Source organism: Delftia sp. DS1230, from assembly GCF_040112715.1.
GTDB classification, from domain to species: Bacteria; Pseudomonadota; Gammaproteobacteria; order Burkholderiales; family Burkholderiaceae_C; genus Comamonas; species Comamonas tsuruhatensis.
This window is the reverse complement of sequence record NZ_CP157763.1, coordinates 652506-677500: the sequence shown is the minus strand read 5'-3', so window position 1 is coordinate 677500 and position 24995 is coordinate 652506. Positions and strand designations below refer to the sequence as shown.

Here is a 24995-nt window from a genome sequence, read left to right as displayed (position 1 = left end):
CAGCGTGGTGACCATTACGCACGATCGATCCTTCCTGGACCGGGTTTCCACACGCATCGTGGAGCTGGATCGTGGAACGCTGCGCTCGTATCCCGGCAATTTCGTCCAGTACCAGCAGACCAAGGAGGATCAGCTGGCCCAGGAGGCCGTGATCAATGCCAAGGCCGACAAGCTGCTGGCCCAGGAAGAGGTCTGGATCCGCAAGGGCGTGGAAGCCCGCCGCACGCGCAGCCAGAGCCGCATCGGCCGGCTTGAGCAGTTGCGGGCCAACCGCGCTGCCCGCCGCGAGGTGCTGGGTGGCGTGAAGATGGACATTGCGTCGGGTCGAGGCGACGGCTATCAGGGCAAGATCGTGGCCGAGTTGACGGATGTGGCCAAGTCCTTTGGCGACAAGAACATCGTCTCCCACTTCACCGCCACCATTTTGCGCGGAGACAAGGTGGGCCTGATCGGACCCAACGGCGCAGGCAAGACGACGCTGCTCAAGATGATTCTGGGCGAACTGGCACCTGACAGCGGCCAGGTGCGGCTGGGGGCGAATCTGCAGGTGGCGTACTTCGACCAGATGCGTCACCAGATCGACATGGATGCCACGCTGGAGGACTTCATCAGCCCCGGCAGCGAGTGGATCGAGATCGGCAGCCAGAAGAAGCACGTGAAGAGCTATCTGTCGGATTTCCTGTTCTCTCCGGCGCGCGCCCATTCCCCCGTTCGCTCGCTGTCTGGCGGGGAGCGCAACCGCCTGCTGCTGGCCCGGCTGTTTGCCCGGCCCGCGAATGTGCTGGTGCTGGACGAGCCGACCAACGATCTCGATATCGAGACGCTGGAAATGCTGGAAGACCTGCTGCAGAACTACGACGGCACCGTTTTTCTGGTCAGCCATGACCGCAGTTTCCTGGACAACGTGGTCACCAGCACCATCGCCTGGGAAGGCCCGGGCCAATGGCGCGAATATGAAGGCGGCGTGCAGGACTGGCTGGATCAGTCCCGCCGCAGCCGCGATCTGGCCGAGGCCGCGCAGCCCAAGCCATCCAAGGAAGAGGCCAAGCCCGTTGCTGCACGCAGCGACGGCAAGCCCAAGCGCAAGCTCAGCTACAAGGAGCAGCGTGAGCTCGATCAGTTGCCCGAAAGCATTGCAGCGCTGGAGGCAGAGCAGAAGTCCATTCGGGAAGCCTTGGCCGATGGTTCGCTGTATGCCAGCGACAATTCCCGCGCCGTTCAGTTGCATCAGCGCGATGGCGAGATCGATGAGCAGCTGATGGAGGCGCTGGATCGCTGGAGCGCACTGTCGGAGTGAGCTTTCTTCGGACGAAAAAAAGAGCGCATGGCGCTCTTTTTTCATGGGTGCCGCCAGGACCGGCCGTTGCACTCAAATGCGGTGGTGAACCTGGTCCGAACCTATGCGCAGCTTGCCCAGCAAGGCGGAGGCGATCTGGTTGAGGGGCAGCACCTCGTCGGCCGCACCATGGGCGATGGCCTCGCGCGGCATGCCGAAGACGATGCAGCTGGCTTCGTCCTGCACGAAGTTGTAGCTGCCCGCATCGCGCATTTCACGCATGGCGACCGCGCCATCGGCACCCATGCCAGTGAGCATGATGCCGTAGGCGTTGCGGCCCGCACAGGCCGCCACCGACTTGAAAAGCACCTCGACCGAAGGTTTGTGGCGATTCACGGGCGGGCTGTCATCCACCACGGCGACATAGTTGGCACCGCTGCGCTGCACGGAGAAATGCTTGCCGCCCGGTGCGATGTAGGCGTGACCGGGCAGCAGCCGCTCGCCCTGCTGTGCTTCCTTCACGGTCATCTGGCACAGGCTGTTGAGCCGGGCCGCGAAGCTGGTGGTGAAGCCCGGCGGCATGTGCTGGGTGATGACGATGGCCGGGCAGTCGGCCGGCAGATGGGTGAGCACTTCACGGATGGCCTCGGTGCCGCCGGTGGAGGCACCGATGGCAATCAGCTTTTCCGTGGACAGCCGCCCCAGCAGCGACGCCGGTGCAGCCTGGCGCGGCGCGCTCATGCCCGCCGAAGCGGAGACCGGCGCCAACGCGCTGCCGGTGGCGGGAGCCGCACTGCGCGGAGCGACCGGCAGGCGCCGGACCTGGGCCACGGCAGCAACGCGGATCTTGTCCACGATCTGCGCGGCCAGCTCCTGCAGGCCGTTGGACACGCCCACGCGCGGCTTGGCCACGAAGTCGATGGCGCCCAGCTCCAGCGCGCGCATGGTGACCTCGGCGCCGCGCTCGGTCAGCGTGGAGATCATGACCACCGGCATGGGGCGCAGCCGCATGAGCCGGCCCAGGAAGTCGATGCCATCCATGCGGGGCATTTCCACATCGAGCGTGATCACGTCGGGATTCATCTCGCGGATCATCTCGCGTGCGATCAGCGGATCGTTGGCCGAGCCGATGCATTCCATGTCGTGCTGGCGATTGATGATCTCGGACAGCAGACTGCGCACCAGCGCAGAGTCGTCCACCACGATCACCCTGATTTTCCTGTCCATTCCTTTGAACCTTCCTCAAAACAGGTCGACCGAGCCGCCTGCCGTATTGCGTGCCACGACGGCTGCATTGCCGCGCGTGAATTCCTGCTGTACCAGCTCCTCCGGATGGGCATGTGCCAGGCGCTTGACCATGGCCTTGCCGCTGGCGGGAAAGAACACCACCTTGCGCGGGTAGATGTCCAGCACATCCTCCGAGACGATGGGGATGCGCTCGGTCTGCAGGTACTGCGTGACGAAGGCGGTATTGCGTTCGCCCACGTTCATGGTGGTGAAGTTGTGCATCACCTGCCCGCCGCCGAAGATCTTGGCCTGCAAAGACTCGCGCCGTGCGCCGAGCTTGAGCATTTCGTTGATCAGCAATTCCATGGCGTACGAGCCGTAGCGGCCCGACGCATCGGCGGAGTCGCCGTCGGGCAGCATGAAATGGTTCATGCCGCCCACGCGCATGGTGCGGTCCCAGATGCAGGCCGAGATGCACGAGCCCAGCACGGTGACCAGGATCACGTCCTCGTTGGAGACGAAGTATTCGCCCGGCAGCACCTTGACGGCGTTGTGCTGGAAATGCGGGTCGTAGTAGAAGAACGACGCCTCGCCGGGGTAGCGCTGCTGGCGCTTGAGCTGCTCCAGCGAGGAGCGCGGCACCGGGTCGCCCGGCGCCGGGTAGTCCGCAGCGGTATAGCTGTTGATGCGCGGCGTGCGGCGGCGCTCCGAAGGCGGCGGGGGCGGTGCGAAGGCGGAGCGGTCTCCGATCATGGGAAGACCCCCTTGTGTGCGGCAGGACCTGCGTCAGCGGCGCTCATAGACCGTCTTCCCCTTGAGCGTGAACAGATCGCGCGAGTCGCTGAAGTTCTCGGCATGTCCGACGAACAGCAGGCCCCCGGGCTTCATGACACGGTGGATGCGCTCCAGCACGCGGCGCTGCGTGGCCGCATCGAAGTAGATCATCACGTTGCGGCAGAAGACCACGTCGAAGGGATCGCGGAACGGCCAATCGTCACGGATCAGATTGACGTTGAGAAACTCCACCAGACGGCGCAGCTCGGGCTTGACGCGCACCAGGCCCGCATTGCCGGCCTTGCCCCGCAGGAAGAAGCGGTGCAGGCGCTCGGCGCTCATGCCCTTGATGCTTTCGGCGCGATAGACACCGGCCGACGCCGTGTCCAGCACACGCGAGTCGATGTCGCTGGCCTGCAACTGGAAGCTGGGCGTGGCGCCCAGCACCTCCAGGGCCGTCATGACGATGGAGTAAGGCTCTTCCCCGGTCGAGGCCGCGTTGCACCAGACCTTCCAGGCCGTGCCGGCCGGCTTGCTGCGCAGATGCTGGGCAAAGATCTCGAAATGGTGCTGCTCGCGAAAGAACGCGGTGAGATTGGTGGTCAGTGCGTTCACGAACTCCTGCCACTCCACGCCATCGGACTGGGACTCCAGCCAGTCCAGGTAGGTGGCAAAGCTGTCGTAGCCCGTCTCGCGCAGGCGCCGCGACAGGCGGCTGTAGACCATGGCGTGCTTGCCATCGTGCAGGCTGATGCCGGCACGCTGGTAGATCAGCGCCTGCACGCGGGCGAAGTCCCGCGACGACCATTCGAATTCGCGCCCCTGGGCCAGGGGCCCGTTGGCTGCCCCGTCGTCGGCGACGGGGCGCGCGGCCAGTGCCGCATTGGAAGAACCGGATCGCATGAGGGCGCTCAGTGCAAGAACGGGTCTCAGTCGGCCGAAGCGACCAGGCCCATGTCCACGTTGTTCATGAGCTTTTCGATGTCCAGCAGGATGAGCATGCGCTCGCCCACCGAACCCAGGCCCAGGATGCAGCCGCTGTCGATGGCGCTTTCGATGTCCGGCGCGGGGCGCACGGCTTCGGGAGCCAGCTCCATCACGTCGCTGACCGAGTCCACCACGATGCCCACCACGCGGTTGCGCAGGTTCAGGATGATGACGACGGTGAAGCTGTTGTATTCGACCTGGGAGCAGTTGAACTTCAGGCGCATGTCCACGATGGGCACGATGGTGCCGCGCAGATTCACCACGCCCTTGATGAACTCCGGCGCATTGGCGATGCGCGTGGGCGGCTCGTAGCCGCGGATTTCCTGCACCTTCAGAATGTCGATGCCGTATTCCTCCTGGTCCAGGCGGAAGGTCAGGTACTCGCGCGCGCCGGTGGCGACGCCTGCAGTCTTAGCGATCACGCTCATTGCTCAGCTCCTCAACTGTCGGGCCCGCGCCGTGGTGGCGAAAGCCATGGTTTTTGGCGGCGCGCAGGCTCTGCCTGCGGCTCCGTCGTTTGTCGTCAGGTATCCCTGTCCCATTCAGTGGCGCGCGCGGCGCACCAGCGCACCCGTGTCCAGAATCAGCGCCACCGTGCCATCGCCCAGGATGGTGGCGCCCGAAACGTTGGGCACCTTGCGATAGTTCGATTCCAGGTTCTTGACCACCACCTGGTGCTGGCCCAGCAGCTCGTCGACCAGCAGGGCCACGCGGCTGCCGTCGGACTCGACCACCACCATGATGTTGCTGGACTGGCTGGTGTCGCTGCGCGGCACACGGAAGGTCTTTTCCAGCGCGAACACGGGCATGTACTCGTCGCGCACCTTGACCAGTTGCGTGCCGTTGGCCACGGTGTTGACGTCCTCTTCCTTGACCAGGAAGGACTCGACCACCGAGGACAGCGGCAGGATGTAGACCTCGTCGCTGACGCCCACCGACATGCCGTCCATGATGGCCAGGGTCAGCGGCAGGCGAACGGCCACGCGCATGCCCTTGCCCTGGTTGGACTCGATCTCCACCGAGCCGCCCAGCGCCGCGATGTTGCGCTTGACCACGTCCATGCCCACGCCGCGCCCGGACACGTCGGTCACCACATCGGCCGTGGAGAAGCCCGGCGCGAAGATCAGCTGCCAGACATCCTGATCGGGCATGCTGTCCGAGACATCCATGCCGCGCTCGCGGGCCTTCTTGAGAATCTTCTCGCGGTTCATGCCGCGGCCGTCGTCGCGCACCTCGATGACGATGGAGCCGCCCTGATGGGAGGCTGCCAGCGTCAGCGTGCCATGCTCGGACTTGCCAGCGGCCAGGCGCTCCTCGGGCATTTCGATGCCGTGGTCCACGCTGTTGCGCACCAGATGGGTCAGCGGGTCGGTGATCTTCTCGACCAGACCCTTGTCCAGTTCGGTGGCTTCGCCCAGCGTGATCAGGTCGATCTTCTTGCCCAGCTTGCCGGCCAGGTCGCGCAGCATGCGCGGGAAGCGGCTGAACACGGTGGACATGGGAATCATGCGGATGGACATCACCGATTCCTGCAGATCGCGCGTATTGCGGTCCAGATCGGCCAGGCCTGCCAGCAGTTGCTGGTAGGCCGATGCATCCAGCCCGTGGCTGTTTTGCGCCAGCATGGCCTGGGTGATGACCAGCTCGCCTACCAGGTTGATGAGCTGATCGACCTTGGCCACCGACACACGGATGCTGGTCGACTCCATCTGCGCCTGCTGCGCCTGGGCAGCCGTCTTGGCAGCGGGCTTGGCCGCGGCACCGGCCGGCTGGATGGCCAGCGCGCCGTCGGCCTGGGGCATGCCGGGTGCGCCGTTGAAGAAGCCGTAGGCCTCTTCGGCGGGCGGAATGGCGACCGAGGCCAGGGCGGCGTCGGGATCGAGCGCGGCATGCTCTTCGGCGACGGGGGCTTCGGCCACCTGCACCGCTTCGGTTGCAGGAGCGGCCCCGGCCGCCTCATCGGCTGCCGTGATGCGAACCTGCTCCTTGGCCACGTGGAAGGCGAACAGATCGAGCAGGTCGTCGTCGGTGGACGAGGTCTGCACGGCAAAGAGGCGGCTTTGCGGCTGATCGCAGGCCAGGTCCTCGATGCGGCCCAGGCCGGGAATGTCGCGGAACAGTTCCTTGATGGCCTCGGCCATCTCCAGACGCTCCAGCGGACCGATCAGGATGTGCAGCGAACGGCCGCCACTGGCGGGTGCCGTTCCGACGGCGCCGCCCGATACGGGCGCGGCAGGCGCGGGCGCCTCGACCGGCGCTGCCACGGTAGCAGGCGCCGGCGCCGGTGCAGCGGCCGGGGCGGCTGTTGCAGGCACGGCACTGCGGCCTTCTGCCAGCATCTCGATGCGCGCCACCAGATCCGTGGTGGACAGGGCCTCGCCCTCGTTGCCGGCCTGGTGGCGTGCCAGCAGGCTGCGGCTGGCATCGGCCGACTCCAGCAGCACGTCGACCATTTCCGGAATCGGTGTGATCTCGTGCCGGCGCAGCCGGTCGAGCAGCGACTCCATGCGGTGCGTCAGCTCGGTCACATCGGCAAAGCCGAAGGTGGCCGCGCCGCCCTTGATCGAGTGCGCGCAACGGAAAATGCCGTTGAGCTCCTCGTCGTTGGCCGCCGACAGATCCAGATTCAGCAGCATCTGCTCCATCTGGTCGAGGTTCTCGGCCGCTTCTTCGAAGAAGATTTGATAGAACTGGCTCAGGTCGAAGTCTGCGCCCGCTCCTGCCCCATCCTGGTGTAGATCCGCCATCTTTGGTCCTGCTGTTTCCTGTTGCCCGTACTTATCGGCTCAACGCATTACTTTCTGAATGACTTCGATCAAACGGTTCGGATCGAAGGGCTTGACCAGCCAGCCCGTGGCGCCCGCAGCGCGTCCGGCCTGCTTCATCTGGTCGCTGGATTCGGTGGTGAGAATGAGAATGGGCGTGTTCTGGAACTTCGGGTTTTCGCGCAGCTTGCGCGTCAGGCCGATGCCATCGAGGCGCGGCATGTTCTGGTCGGCCAGCACCAGATCGACTTGTTCGAGCTGGGCCTTTTCGAGCGCATCCACGCCGTCCACGGCCTCCACGACGCGAAATCCCGCTCCTGCGAGGGTGAACGCCACCATCTTTCGCATCGAGGGGGAATCATCAACAGCCAGAATCGATCGCATGTATAGCTCCAACAGACGGGCAATAAAAGGTGGATGGGTGCATGGTCAGCGGTCAGAACAGTTCGACCGAGCCAGCATCCATCTCGCTTTGCGTGACGGGATTGGGCCGGTCGGGTATCGCCGGCAGGCCCAGGGAATCGTCCTCTCCCTCGTCCACACCCATGGTGGCTGCGGCCAACTGGAACGCGCAGCCTTGCAAAATCTTCGTAATATGGGCGATCAGTTGGGAGGACATGTCGTGAAACTGCAACTCGGTCACCGCCAGCCTCAACGTGGACCGGGCGGCATCGAGCTGGGGCAAGGCGGCTAGCGCCTCGCCGGCCAGCTGGCCATGGGTCTCGTCGAAACGGTCCAGCAGGTTCTGCGTTGCGTGATTGAGAAGGCCTTCCAGGCGCTGCAGATCGCGCATCGCCACCAGCAAGGCATCCTGCAGGTCTGCGGCCACCATGACGGGCATGGGGACGGCAGGCTCGCCCGAAGGCTTGTGCATTGACTGCATTGTTACTCCACCACCAGCGTTTCAGCCCAACGTGCGCCGTGCCTTGCAGCACGGCCAACCCTTGTCAATCGTTCACGGGAATGCCGCGCATCCCTTGGTGTACACGACCATTTGCATTTATGTTCCAAAATGTATCTCATGATAGCGCCCCCGGGGATGCCAGACCACCGCACAAGCCCTTGCGCATACTGCACATCGAGGATTCCGCCGCCGACCAGGCGCTGGCGCGGCTGAGCCTGCTGCGCGGCGGGCTGGTCTGCGAGATTGTCGTGGTCGACACGCTCGATGATGCCGCAGCTGCGCTGCACAACCAGGCATTCGACCTCATCCTGGCCGACTACCACCTGCCCGGCTTCACGGCGCTGGATGCCTGGGAGCTGGTTCGCCGCCAGCCCGGGCATCCGCCCTTCGTGCTGCTGTCCGGCGCCATCGGCGAGTCGGCCGCCGTGGATGTGATGCGCGAGGGCATCAGCGACTATCTGCTCAAGGACCACATCACGCGCCTGCCCCATGTGGTCTCGCATGCGCTGGAAGTGCACGAGGCCCGCCTGGCACGCCGGCGCGCGGCGGCCGAGCTGGCGGCGTCCGAGCGGCGCCTGGCCGACCTGACCGAGCACCTGCAGACCTCCACCGAGCGCGAGCGCGCCAGCATCGCCCGCGAGATCCACGATGACATCGGCGGCTCGCTGACCTCGGTGAAGTTCGACGTGGCCTGGATCGCGCGCAATGCGCCCGAGGGCGGGCTGCGCGAGCATGCGCTGGCTGCGCTGGAGATGCTGGAGCACGCGCTGGGCGCCAGCCAGCGCATCATGATGAACCTGCGCCCGCCCGTGCTGGACCAGGGACTGGTGGCCGCCGTCCAGTGGCTGGCCGAGAATTTCGAGCGCCGCACGGGCGTACCCACCCGTGTGCGCAGCAACCGCGAAAGCATGGACATCGCGCCCGACATCCAGGTGGTGGCCTACCGCACGGCCCAGGAGGCGCTGACCAACGTCGGCAAATATGCCCAGGCGCGCCATGTGGACATCGATCTCTCGGACCGCGAAGGTTTTCTCACGCTGGAGGTGACGGACGACGGCGTGGGCCTGGCCGACGGCGCCCGCGACAAGCCCGAATCCTTCGGCCTGCGCGGTCTGGGCGAGCGCGCGCGCACCGTTCGGGGCTGGCTGGATGTCAGCAGTCAAGCCGGACGCGGAACCTCGGTCATCGTCTCCATTCCGCTGGACGATGGCGGCGCTTGCCCTAATATCCCGGGCAATGAATGCTGAACGCCATGGCGGCGTGACCCTTTTTCCAGGAGGCCGACTTTGATCCACGTGGTGCTGTGCGACGACCATGCGGTGCTGCGCCGGGGCATCCGCGACACCCTGGCCGAGGCAGTGGACATCAGCGTCACCGCAGAAGCAGGCAGCTATGCCGAGCTGCGTGAACAGCTGCGCACCGCCGCCTGCGACGTGCTGCTGCTGGACATCAACATGCCCGGCCGCAGCGGCCTGGAGGCCCTGGCCAGCGTGCGCGAGACCCATCCGCTGATCAAGGTGCTCATGGTCTCCATGTACCCCGAGGACCAGTACGCGCTGCGCTGCCTCAAGGCGGGCGCCCAGGGATATGCCAACAAGGCGGGCGATCCGATGCTGCTGATCGAGGCCGTGCGCACGGTGGCCACGGGCCGCAAGTACCTGACGTCCGAAGTGGCCCAGATGCTGGCCGACAGCCTGGCCCAGCCCGCACCCCAGGTGCCGCATGAAAGCCTGTCCGAGCGCGAGCTGCAGACGCTGATCAAGATCGCGGCCGGGCAGCGGCTGACCGACATTGCCACCGAGCTGATGCTCAGCCCCAAGACCGTCAGCGTCTACCGGGCGCGCGTGCTGGAAAAACTGCAGATGAGCAGCAACGCCGAACTCACGGCCTACGCCATCCACAACCAGCTGATCTGAGGCTTTTGCGGCCGGCAGAGCGGAAAATCTGTTGTTTTTCACAACTGCTTACATTGAGGTGCCAAACACCGCGATGCCGCGCTGCAGCAAGGCGACCAGGGGCTGCTCGAGCAGCGGCAGCGTGGCCATCAATCCCGTCAGGCCCACGGTGAGCGTGACCGGGAAGCCCACGGCATAGATGTTCATCTGCGGTGCCACGCGCGAAATGATGCCCAGCACCAGGTTCACGAACAGCAGCATGGCGACCATGGGCAGGGCGATCCAGAAGGCGCTGGCAAAGACCGCCGCCCCCATCTCGTGCAGCCGCATCTGGTTGATGGCCTGCAGGAAGCTGCCGTCCACAGGAAACGCCTCGTAACTCTTGAGCACGGCCATCAGCACCAGCAGGTGTCCGTTGATGACGATGAACAGCAGCGTGGAAATCTGGACCATGAAGCGCGCCACGGCGCTGAGCTGGGCATTGGTCGTGGGATCGAAGAAGCTGGCGAAGTTCAGGCCCATCTGCAGGCCGACCACCTCGCCCGCCACCTCCACGGCGGCAAACACCAGGCGCACGGCAAAGCCCACGGCCAGTCCCACGCCGACCTGCTGTATCAGCGTCCCCAGCGCCTGCGGCGAGTTGATGCCGATCACGGGCTGGTCGCCCAGCACGGGCTGCGCGCACACCGCGACCAGGAAGGCCAGGCCGATCTTCAGCCGCATGGGAATGACGCGCTGCGAGAACACGGGAGCCACGGAAAACATGGCCAGCACGCGCAGAAACGGCCAGAGAACTGGCGACAGCCAGGCCACCAGTTGGGCTTCGCTGAAGGTGATCACGGCGGCGTTTCCTGCGCGCGGCGAAGGGCTCAGCCCACCGCCTGCGGAATGGTCTCTATGGTGCGGCGGATGAAATCCACCAGCGTGCTCAGCATCCACGGACCGGCAATGGCAAACACCAGCACGGCGGAGATGAGCTTGGGCACGAAGGCCAGCGTGGCCTCATGCACCTGGGTCACCGCCTGGAAGACACTGACGGCCAGGCCCACGGCCAGCACCACGCCCAGCACGGGCATGGAGATCATGAGCAGCAAGGTCAGTGCCTCGCGGCCGAAGGTGAGCACGTATTGGGAGGTCATGGAAGGATTTCCAATAAAACGGGACTAGACGGCGAAGCTGGCCGCCAGCGATCCGATGAGCAGGTTCCAGCCATCGGCCAGCACGAAGAGCATGAGCTTGAACGGCAGGGCCACCAGCACGGGCGACAGCATCATCATGCCCAGCGACATCAGGATCGAGGACACGACCATGTCGATGACCAGGAAGGGGATGAAGATCATGAAGCCGATCTGGAACGCCGTCTTCAGCTCGCTGGTCACGAAGGCCGGCACCAGCACGCGCAGCGGCGCGGTCTCTGCGGTGACGCCGGCTTCGAGCTTGGCCAGGCGCGCGAACAGCGCAAAGTCCGATTGGCGCGTCTGCTTGAGCATGAAGTCGCGCATGGGCGCCTCGGCCTTTTCAATGGCCTGCTCGAAGGTCGCGGCATTCGTGGTGTAGGGCACATAGGCCTCCTGGTACACGCGGTCCAGGGTGGGTCCCATGACGAACAGCGTCAGGAACAGCGACAGGCCGATGATCACCTGGTTGGGCGGCGCCGACTGCGTGCCCAGCGCCTGGCGCATCAGCGACAGCACGATGACGATGCGGGTGAAGCCCGTCATCATCAAAAGGATGGCCGGCAGGAACGACAGCGCCGTGAAGAACAGCAGGGTCTGGATGGGCACCGAAAAACTGGTGCCACCGCTGCCCTGGCCGATGACCAGCGGCAGGCTGGCGGGCGCGCCCTGCGCCCAGGAGGCCAGGGGCGTGGCGCAGCACAGCGCCAGCGCTGCGGCGCCGGCGGCCTGGCTCAGCGTGCGCGCCGGGCGCTTGCAGGAATATTCAGACATTCGCACCGTCCGCAGGCAGGCTGCGCGCTTGCGCCATCGCAGCCGAAAAATCAGCAGGGGCCGGGGCCTGCAGCACATGCAGGCACTGGATGCTTTGCGCCGTGACGCCCAGCACCAGCCGCACGGTCTGCGCGCCCTCGCCCACTTCCACCGTCACCACCCGCTGCTGCGGGCCCACGCCCACGGCGCCCAGCACCCGCGACTGCAGGCCGGCTGCGCCACGCAGCGCAGCCGTGCGCTGCTGAAAGCGGCGCAGCAGCCAGGGCAGAGCAGCCATGGCCGTGACCAGGGCCACGACCGTAAGCAGGGTCGGCCACAGCGGGCCCATGCCGGCGCTCTCAGCCACGGCTGACCCGGCGCAGGCGCTCGGACGGCGTGACCACGTCGGTCAGGCGGATACCGAACTTGTCGTTGACCACCACCACCTCGCCCTGGGCGATCAGGTAGCCGTTGACCAGCACGTCCATGGGCTCGCCGGCCAGTGCGTCGAGTTCGACCACCGAGCCCTGGGCCAGCTGCAGGATGTACTTGATCGGCACCTTGGTGCGGCCCAGTTCCACCGACAGCTGCACCGGGATGTCCAGCACCATGTTGATGTCGTTGACCGGCACGTCGCCGCCACCGGCGTAGGGGCGCACGGGCTCGCCCGTCAGCGGGCCGCCCTGTTCCGCCTCCAGCTTGGCGTCGCGCTCGCGCTGCTCGTCCAATGCCTCTGCCCATCCCGAGAACGGATCGTCGCCAGCGGGCTTTTGCGTGTCTTCAGTTGCCATTGTTTTCTCCCATCCAGCCAGCATCGGCACCGCGCAGGCAGTGCTCGACACGGATTGCATACTTGTCGTTGTGAGTGCCGTACTGGCACTCGAAAATCGGAACGCCGCCGATGGAGGCGCGGATCAGCGGCTCGCGGTCGAGTTCGATGAAATCGCCGGGGCGCATGGCCAGCAGCTGCTCCACCGTGGCGTCGGCGCGCGCCAGTTCGGCCACCAGGGTCACCTCGGCGGCCTGGATTTCGCGCTTGAGCACCTTGACCCAGCGGCGGTCCACTTCAATGGAGTCGCCCTGCGTGGAGGAGTACAGGACATCACGGATGGGCTCCAGCGTCGCATAGGGCATGCAGATGTGGATGGAGCCCGAGATGTCACCGATCTCCAGCTGGAAGGCCGTGGACACGACGATTTCGCTGGGGGTGGCAATGTTGGCGAACTGCGGCTGCATCTCCGAGCGCTGGTAGCCCAGCTCCAGCGGATAGATGCCGTGCCAGGCCTTCTTGTATTCCTCGCAGATCACGTTGACCAGGCGGTTGATCACGCGCTGCTCGGTGTGCGAGAAATCCCGCCCTTCGATGCGTGTCTGCAGCCGGCCCGTACCGCCGTACAGCGTGTCGATGACGCCGAACACCAGCGAGGGATCGCAGACCACCAGGCCGCTGCCGCGCAGCGGGCGGATGGCGACGATGTTGAAGTTGGTGGGCACCACCAGCTCGCGCAGGAAGGCGCTGTAGCGCTGCACCGACACCGTGCCCACCGACACCTCGGGGCTGCGGCGGATGAAGTTGAACAGGCCGATGCGGAAGTTGCGGGCAAAGCGCTCGTTGACGATCTCCATCGTCGGCATGCGCCCGCGCACGATGCGCTCCTGGCTGGAGATGTCGTACTGGCGGATGATGCCCGCCTCGACCTCCTCGGTCGTGGATTTCTGGCTCTCGCCGGTCACGCCCTCCAAAAGGGCATCGACTTCTTCCTGGGAGAGAAACGAATCGCTCATGGCGCCTTGCCTCCCCGGTTACTGAATGATGAAGCTGGAGAACAGCACGCGGCGCACGGGGTTCTTGCCAGGGGAGCGGCGGCGCTCGCCATCTTCGTCCTCTGCATCCTCGTCGCGACTGCGCTTCTTGGCCTTGGCCTGGTTGCCGTAGCCCAGCGGTGCGGACACTTCGTTGAGCACGTCGGCAGCCAGGCGTTCCTTGCCGTCGCGCTCCAGCAACTCCTCGGCCGTGCGCTGGGACACCAGCATCAGGATGCCGTTGCGGATGCTGGGCAGGTACTGCTTGACCGTAGTGGCCGTCTTCTCGTCGGCCAGCTCCAGCGTGATGCCGATCTGCACGAAGCGGTCGCCGCCCGGGTCGGACAGATTGACCACCAGGCTGTCCAGCGGCAGGAAGGTGGGAACCGTGACGGCCGCCTTGCTGGAGCCGCCCTCCTCCTCATCGGCATTGCTGTGCCGCTTGGACAGCAGGATGAAGGCAGCGGCCGCGCCTATGGCCAGGACGGCGATGATGACGATCAGCACGATCAGCTTCTTGCCCTTGGCCGGGGCGGGAGCTGCATTGTTGGCGGCATTGGGTGTGGCAGACACTGGAATTCCTCTGGGTGAGCGGGACCGCCACGCGCTCGCGCATCATGCGCGGCGCCATGACGCAGCAGGCCCATGGCAGGAATTATTCGGCGATTGGACCTCGGGCCATGGCCTGAATAAGCGCATGAAACCCCGGTTTCTCGCTGGCTTGATGGCCCCCAAACGCCACAGGCCGGGCAGCTTGTCGCCACCCGGCCTGTTCTGAAAACCCGGAAAACGGCGCATGCGCCGCCCCGCAAGAAGCGCAGGAAGAATCAGACGAACAGATCCACCCCGCCTGCCGCCGCGCGGCCACCAGCCTGTGCGGCGCCATTGCCGCCCGTGACGCCGGCGGCATCGACCATGGCGCTCACGCGGCCCTGGCGCGCCTGGGCATCCGCGCCCTGGCGCCCCCCCGCTTCGCCATTGCCGGACTGGCCACCCGCGTCCACGCTGACGCCGGCCAGTTGCAGGCCCTGGGCCTGCAGCAGCTCGCGCAGCTGGTCGGCACCGTTGCCCAGCCATTCCCGCGCCTGCGATTCGCTGGCGCCAAAGCGCACATGGGCCTCGTTGCCCTGCAGGCTGACCTGCACCTGGATGGCCTTGCCCTCATGCTCGACAGACAGCGAGGCGTTCTGGCTCTTGTTGTGCACCCAGAAGGCCACCTGCTCGGACACCTGCTGCTCGCGCTCGGTGGAGTTGCCCGGCTGTGCCTGGGCGTCGGGCTGGGCCAAGGCTGCGCCATTGTGTCCGGCGGCCTGCTGTCCCAGGGACTGGCCGGCGTGGGCCGCGCCCACGGCGGCTGCAACCCCATGCAATCCGTTGGCGGCAGACTCTGCGGAGCCGGTGCCACCTTCGCGGGCTCGCTCGAACAGGCCGCGCCATTCCGCGGGCCGCACCGCCGCCATGCCGTTGAGCGCAATGCCCGACGCCAGGGCCGCGTCCTGCCGTACGCCGGGCGCCAGCGCCTGGGGTGTGTGCTCATGCGTGGCCTGGGCTGCAGATGCCGTGCGCGCTGCGGCGGCCGTCAGCGCCGTATCGGACTGCACGGCGGCCAGCACATCGGCCGCCTGTGTCTGTGCCTGGGCGCCCTGGCGCGCAGCGGTATCGGCGGGCGTGCCGGCTGCAGCGGCATCGACTGCGCCAGCCAGCGCCGCCGTGTTGGCGTTCGCGGCCAGCGCCGCGCCTGCGGCATCGCCCGCTGCAGGTTGCGGCGCCATGAAGGCGGCATGCGCCACCACGCCCTGCTCCTGGCGCAAGGCCAGCATGGCGGCACTGCCCCGGCCAGACAACCAGTCGCCCGCCACGCCCTGCAGCATGTCGCGGTCGCCCTTGCCATCGAGGTGGGCGGTCTGCCCGACCAGGCTGAGCCAGGGCGCCTGGCCGTTGGCGGCCAGCAGCATGGCATCGGCCTGCGCGGAAGTGGCCATATCGGCCGTCTCCGCCTGGGGCTGCAGCGGCAATTGCGTCTGCAGCAGCCCCTGCGCCAGGCCGGACAGGTCAGCCGGATCCTTCAGGCTGCCCTGAATTGCGCCCTTGAGGTTGGCCAGCGCGCCGGCCCCTTCATCGCCGAGGACCTGGCCCAGGTCCGGCAGTCCGCCAATGCCATCCATGGCGGCCAGCAGCGAGGAAAAGCCTGCGGCCTGCTCATTGGACGGCGGCTGCGCCGCGCGCGCGGAACGCACGCCCTCCATGGTGCGCTGCATGGCGCTGCGCGCGTCGGCGCGCTGTTCGATCTGGTTGGTGGACATGCGTCAAGCCTCCTGGAATGTCAGCCCGAAGCTGCGGCGGAAAAACTGGATGGCCGCACGTTCGTCGGTTTCCTTTTGCTCGCGGCGCATCTGGCCCAGCGCCAGGTCGCGGCGGCGCACCTCGACCACCTTGCGCAGGCTGCTGACCCGCAGCTCGCAGGCCATCAAGGCCTTTTGCGCGGCCTCCAGGCGGATGGCCAGGTCGGCCAGCACCCGTGTCTGCAGGCCGATGGCGTGCTGCAGGCGGTCCATGAACTGGTATTGGTGGAACATGACTTCGGGCTGCACGGACTGGTTCTGCTGCACGCCCCAGCGTGCCTGCATTTCCTGCACGTAGTGCTGCAGCTGGTCCATCTGCGCCTGCGCCGCCTGCTGCGAGCGCTGACGCTCCTGCACCGCCTGGCGCGCCTCGTCACGCTTGCGCGACGCGGCATCGATGGCCACCATCAAGGCATTCAAGGACGACATACCGGGTTTTCCTCCCTGTGTTCGCTGTTGCGTTATCTCAGTGCCGCGTCACCGCATCACTGACCACCGAGCGCGGCGGCCATGCCCGAGATGCTCTCGTCCATGGAAGCCGACTCGAACATGCTTTGCTGCAGAAAGGCCGCCATGGCCGGCTGCAGCCGTATCGCCTCGTCCATCTGCGGGTCCGAGCCCGCCATGTAGGCGCCGACCTGGACCAGGTCCCGGCCCTTCTGGTAGCGCGAATAGACAGCGCGAAAGCGCCGCGCCAGCTCGAAGTGCTCGCGCGAGACCACGTTGTGCATCACGCGCGAGGCCGATTGCTCGATGTCGATGGCCGGGTAGTGGCCCGACTCGGCCAGCGCCCGCGACAGCACGACGTGGCCGTCCAGAATGGCGCGTGCCGCATCGGCGATCGGGTCCTGCTGGTCGTCGCCCTCGGACAGCACGGTGTAGAAGGCCGTGATCGATCCCACGCCGTTGAGGCCGTTGCCGCTGCGCTCGACCAGGGCCGGCAGCTTGGCAAAGCACGACGGCGGATAGCCCTTGGTGGCCGGTGGCTCGCCAATGGCCAGCGCGATCTCGCGCTGGGCCATGGCATAGCGCGTCAGCGAATCCATGAGCAGCAGCACATGCTGGCCCTTGTCGCGGAAATGCTCGGCAATGGCCGTGGCGTAGGCGGCACCCTGCATGCGCAGCAGCGGCGGCGCATCGGCCGGCGCGGCCACCACCACGGCGCGGCTGCGGTCCTGTGCGCCGAGGATGTCCTCGACGAACTCCTTGACCTCCCGGCCGCGTTCACCGATCAGGCCGACGACGATCACGTCCGCCTGGGTGTAGCGCGCCATCATGCCCAGCAGCACGGACTTGCCCACGCCCGAGCCTGCGAACAGGCCCAGCCGCTGCCCCCGGCCCACGGTGAGCAGGGCGTTGAGCGAGCGCACGCCGGTGTCCAGCGTCTCGCGCACCGGGTCGCGGTCCATGGCGTTGATGGGGTTGCGGTCCAGCAGATCGGCCGTGACGTCGGCCAGCGGCCCGCCATGGTCCAGCGGCTGCCCCTGCGAATCCACGACACGGCCCAGCAGGCCGCTGCCGATGGGCAGGCGCAGCACGCCGGCCGCCATGGACACGGGCTCTTCGGGACCGTCGCCAAAGCGCAGCGGGGCGACAAAGGGTTCGGCCGGCGTCACGATGGCGCCGCTGGACAGCCCCTGGATGTCGCCCGCAGGCATCAGGAACGCACGCTCGCCGGCAAAGCCGACGACTTCGGCCAGCACCGGGTCCTGGCCTGCCTGGCGTATCCAGCACTGCGAGCCCACCGGCACCTGCAGGCCCGTGGCCTCCAGCACCAGGCCGGTCAGGCGCGTGAGCGTGCCGTGGGTTTCCAGCGGAATGTCGCTGTGCAGGCGGGCGCGGGCATTGGACAGCAGCTGCTGCCAGGGCTTGCCTGCATCGGCCAGGGAGGCATCAACCGGCATCGCGTTCTCCGTCATACCAGGTGGAGACCAGGCCCAGCGCGGCCACGGCGCGGCGCCAGCGCTTGTCCATGCCGGCATCGACCTGGGCACCGCCCGATTCCACGCGCACATCGCCCTGGGCCACGCCAGCGTCGCTGATCCACTGCACCTTGGACTGGGCGCCATGCTCGGCGCGCAGCGCCTCGTCCAGCACGGCGAAGTCGGCAGGGTTCAGGCGCACGGTGGCGGCGCGGCCGTCGGAGGCCAGCATGTCCAGCGCCTCGCGCACCACGGGCAGCAGGGCCTGGGGCTGGCTGCGCAGCTCCTGGCGGACCACCTGGCGCGCGATGTCGCAGGCCAGGTTCAGCAATTCCTGCGCCGCATCCGCCTGCAGCTGCTTGAAGCCGGCGTCCAGGCCGGACAGCAGCGCGTCCACGCGCTGCGCCGTCTCTCGGCCCGTGCCGGAGACATAGTCATCCATGTGCTGCTGCCACTGCTGCCGGGCTTCCTGGCGGCCTTGCTCCAGGCCCTCGGCATGGCCTTCGGCGCGTGCCTGCTCCAGCAATTCATGCAGCCGCTCCTCGTCCACGGCGGGGGTGGATGCCGCCGTGCCTGGCGTGTCGGCGTCGACATCCAGCACCATGGAATCGGCGTCCAGCCGGGGCGCATCGGAGCGCCCGGGCAGCGACAGGCTGTGGAAGCCGGACGAGGAAGCGGGTGTGCGCGCCATGCCGGCGCCACCGGGTGCAGCCTGTGCATCGGGGGCGCCCTGAATGTTCGGCAGGCCGGGCAGGCTTTGCAGGCCGCCCATGTGGTCCACGGCACCAAAGCGCCACTGCACCACCTGGCGCTCGTCAATCTCCTCGGAGGGAATGAAGCGCGAATTCATCCCACTAGACATAGCTGTCCTCCGCGCCGCTGCCGATGGTGATCTGGCCTTCTTCGGCCAGACGGCGCACCACCTTCAGGATTTCCTTTTGCTGCGCTTCCACTTCGGACAGGCGCATCGGGCCGCGGCCTTCCAGGTCCTCGCGCAGCGACTCGGCCGCACGCATGGACATGTTGGCCAGGATCTTGTCGCGCACTTCCATCGAACCGCCCTTGAGCGCGATGATCAGCGTCTCGGACACCACTTCGCGCAGCACCAGCTGCACCGAGCGATCGTCCAGTTTGACCAGGTCGTCGAACACGAACATCTTGTCCATGATCTTCTGGGCCAGGTCCGGGTCGTAGTTGCGGATGGTGTCCAGCACGGCCACGTCGGCATTGCCGCCGAGGTTGTTGATCATCTCGGCCGCCGTCTTGACGCCGCCCAGCGAGGTCTTGCGGATCTTGTCGCCGCCGGCCAGCACCTGGAACAGCACTTCGTTGAGGTCCTTGAGCGCGGTCGGCTGAATGCCTTCCAGCGTGGCCACGCGCAGCATGACTTCGCTGCGAAAGCGTTCGGGCAGCTGCATCAGCACGGCAGCAGCCTGCTCGTGCTCGAGGTGCACCAGGATGGCGGCCACGATCTGCGGATGCTCGCCGCGCAGCAGTTCGGCCACCGACAGCGGGTCCATCCACTTCAGGCTTTCGATGCCGGAGACATCGCCGCCCTGCAGGATGCGGTCGATCAGCAGCGCGGCCTTGTCGTCGCCCAGGGCGCGCTTGAGCACCGAGCGCACATAGCCGCTGGCGTCGTCCACCAGCAGGCTTTGCGCGGCCGCGTCATCGGCAAAGCGGTTGATGACGAAGTCCACCTTCTCGCGCGAGACGCCGCGCATGTGCGCAATGGTCTCGCCGAGCTTTTGCACTTCCTTGGGTGTGAGGTGCTTGAACACCTCGGCCGCTTCCTCCTCGCCCAGGGAGACCAGCAAGATGGCGGCGTCGTTCAGGCCTCGTTCGTCCATATCTCAGCAATCCGTGTTTGGCAGGCTCAGGTGGCCTCGCCGTTGATCCAGGTCTTGACGATGTTGGCCACCGCGATCGGGTTCTGCTTGGCCAGTTGGCGCGCCTGCTCCAGGCGCACCTGCTCCTGTGTGGGAGACAGATCGACAGCAGGTCCGGCCAGCGCCGGACGGTCCAGCTGCTCGCCCTCGATGGCATTGAGCTGACCGCCCACGGCAGCCGTCTTGCGGCCCTTGAGCATGGGGCGCACCAGGCCCAGCAGCAAGATGGCGCCGAACAGGGCCAGGCCGATGGGCACGCCCAGGCTGCGGGCCATGTCCAGCACTTCGGGCTGGCGCCACAGCGGCACCTCGGCCGGCGCTTCGTCCTGCACAAAGGGGGTGCTGACCAGGTTGACGGAGTCACCGCGCTCGGCGCTGTAGCCCACGGTCTCGCGCACCAGGGTCAGCAGTTGCGCCTGCTGCGCCGCCGTCAGGCCGCGCGCTGCGGCGGCAACGGTGGCGGCATCGGTGGCGCCACCGGCTGCATTCGGCGCAGCGGCCGCCACCAGGGGCGCATTGATGACCACGGCGGCCGTCAGGCGCTTGATGCTGCCCGTGCTGCCGCGTGTGTGGCGCACGGTCTTGTCCACTTCGTAGTTGGTGATGGACTCGCGCTTGCTGGCAGAGCGCACGGCGTTCTGTCCATCGGCCGCCTGGGGTGCGGGATTGGCGCCATTGACCGGCGCGGACGCGTTCTGGGGCGGCTGGTTGCTGGTGGCGCCGGGGATGCCGGTGGGCTGGGGCGGCTTTTGCTCGCCCGTGCTCTCCACCACCTGCTGGCTGCGCACCACGCCCGCGTCGGAGGACTGGTTGGGGCGGTGCTGCTCCGAGGTCGATTCGGTCTGGCTGAAATCCATCTCGGCCGAGACCTGGGCCTTCACATTGTTCTTGCCGACCACAGGCTCCAGGATATCCAGGATGCGGCGCACGTACTGCTGCTCGATCTGCTGGGTGTAGTTCAGCTGCTGCATGTCCACGGCGTTGGCGTTGCCGTCGGGCGACTGCGACAGCAGCTTGCCCGAATCGTCCAGGATGCTCACGGCCGTGGGCGCCATCTCGGGCACGCTGGAGGCCACCAGGTGCACGATGCCCGCGATCTGCGTGCGGTCCAGCACGCGGCCGGGGTACAGGCTCAGCAGCACCGAGGCCGAAGGCTTTTGCTGCTCGCGGAAAAAGCCGTTCTGATTGGGCAGGGCCAGATGCACGCGTGCGCTTTGCACGGCGGCCAGGGCCTGGATGGAGCGCGTCAGCTCGCCTTCGAGGCCGCGCTGGAAATTCAGGCGTTCCTGGAACTGGGTGATGCCGAACTTGCTGTTTTCCATCAACTCGAAGCCCGTCACCGAACCCTTGGGCAGGCCCTGGGTGGCCAGCTTCAGGCGCACATCGTGCACGCGGTCGGACGGGATGAGGATGGCGCCGCCGCCTTCCGTGTAGCGGTATGGCACGTTCATCTGCGACAGCTGGGCGACGATGGCGCCGCCATCCTTGTCGCTCAGATTGGAGAACAGCACCTTGTAGTCCGGCTGGCGGTAGAACATGGCCGCCGCCCCCACGGCGACAACCAGCAGCACGGCGATCGCGCCCCAACGCAGGCGCTGGCCACGGTCCATGGCCGTCCAGCGCTGCTGCAGGGCAGGCTGGGGGACGGGAGTGGCTTGGGGGACAGGGATTTCAGCGACAGCAGACATCTTGGTTCCAGGTGTTCGAGCCCTGCACACACAGGACCCTAGCGTGCTGTCGATTATTCGAAGTCCGCCGCTTCACATTCGCCCGATAAGCGCGCCGTTTGACCTTCTATTTGCCCGGATGCGAAAACCCTGCCGACCTACGATCTCGTCATCTTGCTAACTCCGATGGAATGTGTCATGGACCTTCGCATCCCCAGTACCACCTCTCCCCTGTACGGCACCCAGCTCCCCAAAGGCGTGGGCGCAGGCGACGCATCGACCAAAGTGGCGGCTGGCGGCTTCAGCCAGGCCCTTCAAGGCGCGCTGCAGTCCGTCAGTTCAGCCCAGAACCACTCCAGCCAGCTGCAGCGTGAAGTGCAGCTGGAGAACCCGGCCGTCAGCCTCGAAGAAACCATGATCGCCATGCAAAAGGCACAGATCGGCTTCCAGGCCACGATGCAGGTGCGCAACCGGCTCGTGCAGGCCTATACCGACGTGATGAACATGCAGGTCTGAGGACGTCCGGCCCCGGCCGGACCCTCTTTGCCCACCCAAACCGCAGACCGCAGACCCAACAGCATTTGCGCGCACCATCGCATGGCTGCGTCTTTCCGGCACGCGCAGGATCCGGCCTTCTTCAAGGCGTTGTTCCGCTTTCGCCGAACCGGGCCTTTGCCCACCCTCCCCATTCCTGGCCGCCCGTCACCGCACGGCCCAAAGCACCCCGTCTTTTTCAGCAAGCGTGACCTCCTCCCGCGCATGGAGGGTCGCCTTCCGATGCGCAGCCCTGCCTGCACCGGCCGGCAGGCGCGTCACGCCGACGCCACCCCGGAAAAGACAAAACCCTCGGGCACGCATGCCGAAGGGTTGATCAGGACAGGAAAAAAGGAAGAAGGAGGCTGCTTCAGCTGGCCGAGTGGTAGATGCGCGCCTTGCCCGGTCCGGCGTGAGGGTGTCCATACAGGTCACGTCCATACGTGGCCTGGTCCGAAGCCTGGGGAATCAGCGCCGCCGCCTGGTGCTGGGCCACCACCGCCATGCGCGCCAGCTGGTCGCGCTGCATGGCCATCTGCTCGCCCAGTGCCTGGGCGCGCTCGCGCAGCTCCTGCGTCCAGTCGGCCGCGCTGAAGCGGCGGGCCAGTTCGGAAAACGCAGCCATGGCATCGCGCAGCCGGGTGCTGGACTGCTCCAGCGCGACCGCATCCTTCGATTGCAGCGAGGCGGACACCATCCGGACCACCGCGTCCAGGGAATCGAGCATCTCGCTGAGAGTCATGGGTCAGGCCTTGCTGAAAAAAGAAAGCGCGTGCTCGCGCCGGAAGGAAAAAACAGAGAAAGAACCGAACCCGCGCTCAGACGCGCGAGTGCGAGAGGAATTCCTCGGAGTTGGCCAGCAGCTTGTCGGCCACGGCGTCGGCGTTCACGCGGAAGGTGCCGTTGGCAATGGCTTCGCGGATTTCCTTGACGCGGTTGGCATCGAAGTCGGCGGTGGCACGACCAGTTTGGTCCAGTGCGCGGGCCGAGTTCGAGAACGACACGGGAACACCGGCCGCCTTGGCAGGCTGGGCCTGTGCGGAGGATTCCTCGCTGGCAATGGCGCTGGCTGTCTTGGGCTGCTTGGCGGCGGCCTGGGAGGCAGCGGCGGGCAGTTCCGGTTTTTGACCTATCTTCATCTTGATTCTCCAATCGCCCTGGCGGCGTAAGGCGCTGTGCCTAGCTTTCGACTGCCTGGAACAAAACTTGAGGTTTTTTTACTGCACCAGCACCACGCCCTCGGGATTCACCACCCCGGAGATGAGCCGGCCATTATCCATGCGAACCCGCACGGTCTGGCCTTCGCCGGCGGCAGACATGGCCTTGCCCGACGATGTGACAGAAAAACCACCACCATTGACCAGAACACGCACTTCGGCACCCACCGCGAACAGCGCCGGCGTGCGCAGCATGTTCTGGCGCAGTGCCTGGCCTGCGGCCAGCGGGCGGGAAGCCACCAGGCCCACCCAGTCCTGCTGGTTGGCGTAGACGGCGGCCGAATCCTCGGCCCAGTCCACCTCGGCCTGGACGGCGTCGTCGGCCGACAGCGGGCGGCCCGAAGGCACGCCGTTTTGCAGCACCCAGGCAGGCCCCCAGGCCTTGACCGTGATGGGCAGGAACACATTCCAGGCCACGGCGCCCTGCAGGCAGCGCAGGCCCAGGCGGGTACGGCCCCACAGGCGCGAGCCTGCGGGCAAATAGGGCTCGACCTTGGCGCAGGCGGCCAGGCGCAGGCGGGGATCGAGCTGGCCCATCTGCACTTCCATGCGCAGGGGCAGGGCGCCCGCACCGGCCATGCCCTGCTGCAGGGCCTCGTCGGCAAAGCGCTGGCCGATCTGGCTGAGCTGGGCCGCGCCATCGGGCGCGTTCTGCGCGAACGCGCTGCCTGCCAGCGATGCTCCAGCGGCGAGCGCAGCGCATGCGGCGGCGCGGGCGAAGGCTCGGGCGGCGGAAGGCGGATGGGCGGTGCTGAAGTTCGACATGGCTGGGGCTCCTGACTTGCTCCGGCACCCCGTCAGGATGGGCGGGATACATGGAGCGATGCCAGCAAATATAGGGCGGGCGCCGTTTTCCGAAGCGCCGAACTGCGCAGGCAAACGCGCTTTCTTTGCGCTTTAGCGTTCGGGCCCGATTTCCATAATCGACGCATGCCGCAGTCCGTGGGCTGCCGCCATTTCGTCAACCGATCACCGCAAATCCCAGAGGGCGAGGCCGACATGCTCGACAAGATGACTGAACGACTGGACTTCCAGAGCAAGGCGCTGGTGCTGCGCGCCGAGCGCCAGCGTGCAATCGCCAGCAACATCGCCAATGCCGACACCCCGGGCTATGTGGCACGCGACTTCAATTTCCGCGAGGCGCTGACGGCCGTCACCTCCGGCCCCTCGCCCATGACGCTGGCCAGCGTCAGCCAGGGCGGCCACATTCCGCTGCCTGCCGCCGCCTCGGGGCAGAGCGCGCAAAGCCATCTCGGCTACTCGGTGCAGGCCCAGACCAACATGGACAACAACACCGTGGACCTGGACCGCGAACGCGCCAACTTCGTCGACAACGCCGTGCGCTACGAAGCCACGCTGCGCTTTCTGAACGGCCAGGCCAAGACCATGCTGTCGGCCATCCAGGGCCAGTAAGCCGGCGCCACAGATCACAGGAGCTTTCCCATGTCCATGTTCTCCATCTTCAGCATCTCCGGCAGTGCCGTCAGCGCCCAGTCCCAGCGCCTGAACGTCGTGGCCTCGAACCTGGCCAACGTCGATGCCGTGGCCGGCCCCGACGGCAAGGCCTACCAGGCGCGCCAGGTGGTCTTCCAGACCGTGCCCATGGGCGAGGAAGGCTCCTCGGGCGTGCGCGTCAGCGCCATCAGCCAGGACAACACGCCGGGCCGCCGCATCCACGATCCCCAGCACCCGCTGGCCGATGCCGAAGGCTATGTGACGCATTCCAACGTCAGCGCCGTGGACGAGATGGTCAACATGATCTCGGCCTCGCGCTCCTACCAGAACAACGTCGAGGTCATGAACACGACCAAGTCGCTGCTGCTCAAAACCCTGCAGATGGGCCAGTGAGCCCCGTCCGCACCACA

At 66.5% G+C, this 24995-nt stretch carries 29 protein-coding genes (1 of these 29 only partly in view); 6 read left to right on the top strand and 23 right to left on the bottom strand.

Annotated elements, in window-relative coordinates; all coding sequences use genetic code 11:
• Positions 1–1297 carry the 3' portion of an ATP-binding cassette domain-containing protein gene (locus AAN986_RS03090; protein ID WP_016454324.1) on the top strand. 581 nt of this gene lie to the left of the window's left edge, so only the last 1297 of its 1878 coding nucleotides appear in the window; its start codon lies beyond the left edge, outside the window; its stop codon occupies positions 1295–1297.
• A 72-nt stretch (positions 1298–1369) separates the two neighbouring features.
• Here the strand turns inward: AAN986_RS03090 and AAN986_RS03085 are convergent, their stop codons facing one another.
• From AAN986_RS03085 to AAN986_RS03055, 7 genes are all read right to left on the bottom strand, one after another.
• The gene (locus AAN986_RS03085) at positions 1370–2503 is read right to left on the bottom strand and encodes a chemotaxis response regulator protein-glutamate methylesterase (RefSeq protein ID WP_017407827.1); all 1134 of its coding nucleotides are present in this window, start codon (positions 2501–2503) and stop codon (positions 1370–1372) included.
• A gap of 15 nt (positions 2504–2518) precedes the next feature.
• Entirely contained in the window at positions 2519–3256 is a 738-nt protein-coding gene (gene cheD / locus AAN986_RS03080) for a chemoreceptor glutamine deamidase CheD (RefSeq protein WP_016449335.1), read from the bottom strand.
• 33 nt (positions 3257–3289) lie between these two features.
• Positions 3290–4180 (bottom strand): CheR family methyltransferase, encoded by an 891-nt coding sequence (locus AAN986_RS03075; protein WP_016449334.1) that lies wholly within the window; start codon positions 4178–4180, stop codon positions 3290–3292.
• Between the two features lie 26 nt (positions 4181–4206).
• The gene (locus tag AAN986_RS03070) at positions 4207–4692 is read right to left on the bottom strand and encodes a chemotaxis protein CheW (RefSeq protein ID WP_016449333.1); all 486 of its coding nucleotides are present in this window, start codon (positions 4690–4692) and stop codon (positions 4207–4209) included.
• Positions 4693–4806: 114 nt separating this feature from the next.
• Positions 4807–7011 carry a chemotaxis protein CheW gene (locus AAN986_RS03065; protein ID WP_349335570.1) on the bottom strand — a complete coding sequence of 735 codons (2205 nt, stop codon included), beginning with the start codon at positions 7009–7011 and terminating at the stop codon, positions 4807–4809.
• 39 nt (positions 7012–7050) lie between these two features.
• Positions 7051–7413 carry a response regulator gene (locus AAN986_RS03060; protein ID WP_016449331.1) on the bottom strand — a complete coding sequence of 121 codons (363 nt, stop codon included), beginning with the start codon at positions 7411–7413 and terminating at the stop codon, positions 7051–7053.
• Positions 7414–7465: 52 nt separating this feature from the next.
• Positions 7466–7912 (bottom strand): hypothetical protein, encoded by a 447-nt coding sequence (locus tag AAN986_RS03055; RefSeq protein ID WP_016449330.1) that lies wholly within the window; start codon positions 7910–7912, stop codon positions 7466–7468.
• A gap of 119 nt (positions 7913–8031) precedes the next feature.
• Between AAN986_RS03055 and AAN986_RS03050 the strand changes: the two genes are divergently transcribed.
• Both AAN986_RS03050 and AAN986_RS03045 read left to right on the top strand, forming a co-directional pair.
• Positions 8032–9180: a response regulator gene (locus AAN986_RS03050; protein ID WP_349335569.1), complete on the top strand. Its 1149-nt coding sequence runs from the start codon at positions 8032–8034 to the stop codon at positions 9178–9180.
• A gap of 39 nt (positions 9181–9219) precedes the next feature.
• Positions 9220–9849, top strand: coding sequence for a response regulator transcription factor (locus tag AAN986_RS03045; protein WP_016449328.1), 630 nt, complete (start codon positions 9220–9222; stop codon positions 9847–9849).
• Between the two features lie 48 nt (positions 9850–9897).
• Here the strand turns inward: AAN986_RS03045 and fliR are convergent, their stop codons facing one another.
• From fliR to fliF, 13 genes are all read right to left on the bottom strand, one after another.
• On the bottom strand, positions 9898–10668 hold the full coding sequence (gene fliR, locus AAN986_RS03040; RefSeq protein WP_012202582.1) for a flagellar biosynthetic protein FliR: 771 nt from the start codon (positions 10666–10668) through the stop codon (positions 9898–9900).
• Between the two features lie 29 nt (positions 10669–10697).
• Positions 10698–10967 carry a flagellar biosynthesis protein FliQ gene (fliQ, locus tag AAN986_RS03035; RefSeq protein WP_012202581.1) on the bottom strand — a complete coding sequence of 90 codons (270 nt, stop codon included), beginning with the start codon at positions 10965–10967 and terminating at the stop codon, positions 10698–10700.
• 24 nt (positions 10968–10991) lie between these two features.
• Positions 10992–11777 carry a flagellar type III secretion system pore protein FliP gene (gene fliP / locus AAN986_RS03030; RefSeq protein WP_016449327.1) on the bottom strand — a complete coding sequence of 262 codons (786 nt, stop codon included), beginning with the start codon at positions 11775–11777 and terminating at the stop codon, positions 10992–10994.
• Complete coding sequence (locus AAN986_RS03025; RefSeq protein WP_012202579.1) at positions 11770–12105, bottom strand: flagellar biosynthetic protein FliO; 336 nt, start codon at positions 12103–12105, stop codon at positions 11770–11772. The genes fliP and AAN986_RS03025 overlap by 8 nt, the downstream gene beginning before the upstream one ends.
• 10 nt (positions 12106–12115) lie before the next feature.
• Complete coding sequence (gene fliN, locus AAN986_RS03020; RefSeq protein ID WP_016449326.1) at positions 12116–12547, bottom strand: flagellar motor switch protein FliN; 432 nt, start codon at positions 12545–12547, stop codon at positions 12116–12118.
• Positions 12537–13541, bottom strand: a complete 1005-nt coding sequence (gene fliM / locus AAN986_RS03015; RefSeq protein WP_016449325.1) for a flagellar motor switch protein FliM — start codon at positions 13539–13541, stop codon at positions 12537–12539. The genes fliN and fliM overlap by 11 nt, the downstream gene beginning before the upstream one ends.
• Before the next feature lie 18 nt (positions 13542–13559).
• Positions 13560–14132 carry a flagellar basal body-associated FliL family protein gene (locus AAN986_RS03010; RefSeq protein ID WP_016449324.1) on the bottom strand — a complete coding sequence of 191 codons (573 nt, stop codon included), beginning with the start codon at positions 14130–14132 and terminating at the stop codon, positions 13560–13562.
• 254 nt (positions 14133–14386) lie between these two features.
• Positions 14387–15862, bottom strand: coding sequence for a flagellar hook-length control protein FliK (locus AAN986_RS03005; RefSeq protein ID WP_016454328.1), 1476 nt, complete (start codon positions 15860–15862; stop codon positions 14387–14389).
• 3 nt (positions 15863–15865) lie between these two features.
• Complete coding sequence (fliJ, locus tag AAN986_RS03000) at positions 15866–16330, bottom strand: flagellar export protein FliJ (RefSeq protein WP_016449322.1); 465 nt, start codon at positions 16328–16330, stop codon at positions 15866–15868.
• A 56-nt stretch (positions 16331–16386) separates the two neighbouring features.
• Positions 16387–17805 (bottom strand): flagellar protein export ATPase FliI, encoded by a 1419-nt coding sequence (gene fliI, locus AAN986_RS02995; RefSeq protein WP_016449321.1) that lies wholly within the window; start codon positions 17803–17805, stop codon positions 16387–16389.
• Positions 17795–18685 (bottom strand): FliH/SctL family protein, encoded by an 891-nt coding sequence (locus AAN986_RS02990; protein WP_016454330.1) that lies wholly within the window; start codon positions 18683–18685, stop codon positions 17795–17797. Before AAN986_RS02990 ends, fliI begins: the two co-directional genes overlap by 11 nt.
• Positions 18678–19673 (bottom strand): flagellar motor switch protein FliG, encoded by a 996-nt coding sequence (fliG, locus tag AAN986_RS02985; protein ID WP_012202571.1) that lies wholly within the window; start codon positions 19671–19673, stop codon positions 18678–18680. The genes AAN986_RS02990 and fliG overlap by 8 nt, the downstream gene beginning before the upstream one ends.
• Positions 19674–19699: 26 nt before the next feature.
• Positions 19700–21400 (bottom strand): flagellar basal-body MS-ring/collar protein FliF, encoded by a 1701-nt coding sequence (fliF, locus tag AAN986_RS02980; RefSeq protein WP_026062017.1) that lies wholly within the window; start codon positions 21398–21400, stop codon positions 19700–19702.
• Positions 21401–21577: 177 nt separating this feature from the next.
• Between fliF and fliE the strand changes: the two genes are divergently transcribed.
• Positions 21578–21895 (top strand): flagellar hook-basal body complex protein FliE, encoded by a 318-nt coding sequence (fliE, locus tag AAN986_RS02975; protein ID WP_016449318.1) that lies wholly within the window; start codon positions 21578–21580, stop codon positions 21893–21895.
• A gap of 388 nt (positions 21896–22283) precedes the next feature.
• On the opposite strand, the gene AAN986_RS02970 is transcribed toward fliE, so the two are convergent.
• From AAN986_RS02970 to flgA, 3 genes are all read right to left on the bottom strand, one after another.
• A complete protein-coding gene (locus AAN986_RS02970) occupies positions 22284–22655 on the bottom strand; it encodes a hypothetical protein (protein WP_016449317.1) in 372 nt (123 codons plus the stop codon).
• Positions 22656–22731: 76 nt separating this feature from the next.
• Entirely contained in the window at positions 22732–23052 is a 321-nt protein-coding gene (flgM, locus tag AAN986_RS02965; protein WP_016449316.1) for a flagellar biosynthesis anti-sigma factor FlgM, read from the bottom strand.
• A 78-nt stretch (positions 23053–23130) separates the two neighbouring features.
• Positions 23131–23895 carry a flagellar basal body P-ring formation chaperone FlgA gene (gene flgA / locus AAN986_RS02960; RefSeq protein WP_016449315.1) on the bottom strand — a complete coding sequence of 255 codons (765 nt, stop codon included), beginning with the start codon at positions 23893–23895 and terminating at the stop codon, positions 23131–23133.
• A gap of 234 nt (positions 23896–24129) precedes the next feature.
• Here flgA and flgB point away from each other — a divergent pair, with 234 nt between their 5' ends.
• Together flgB and flgC are read left to right on the top strand one after the other, a co-directional pair.
• A complete protein-coding gene (gene flgB, locus AAN986_RS02955) occupies positions 24130–24543 on the top strand; it encodes a flagellar basal body rod protein FlgB (RefSeq protein WP_013800365.1) in 414 nt (137 codons plus the stop codon).
• Between the two features lie 30 nt (positions 24544–24573).
• Positions 24574–24978: a flagellar basal body rod protein FlgC gene (gene flgC, locus AAN986_RS02950; RefSeq protein WP_016449314.1), complete on the top strand. Its 405-nt coding sequence runs from the start codon at positions 24574–24576 to the stop codon at positions 24976–24978.
• Positions 24979–24995 lie beyond the last annotated feature (17 nt).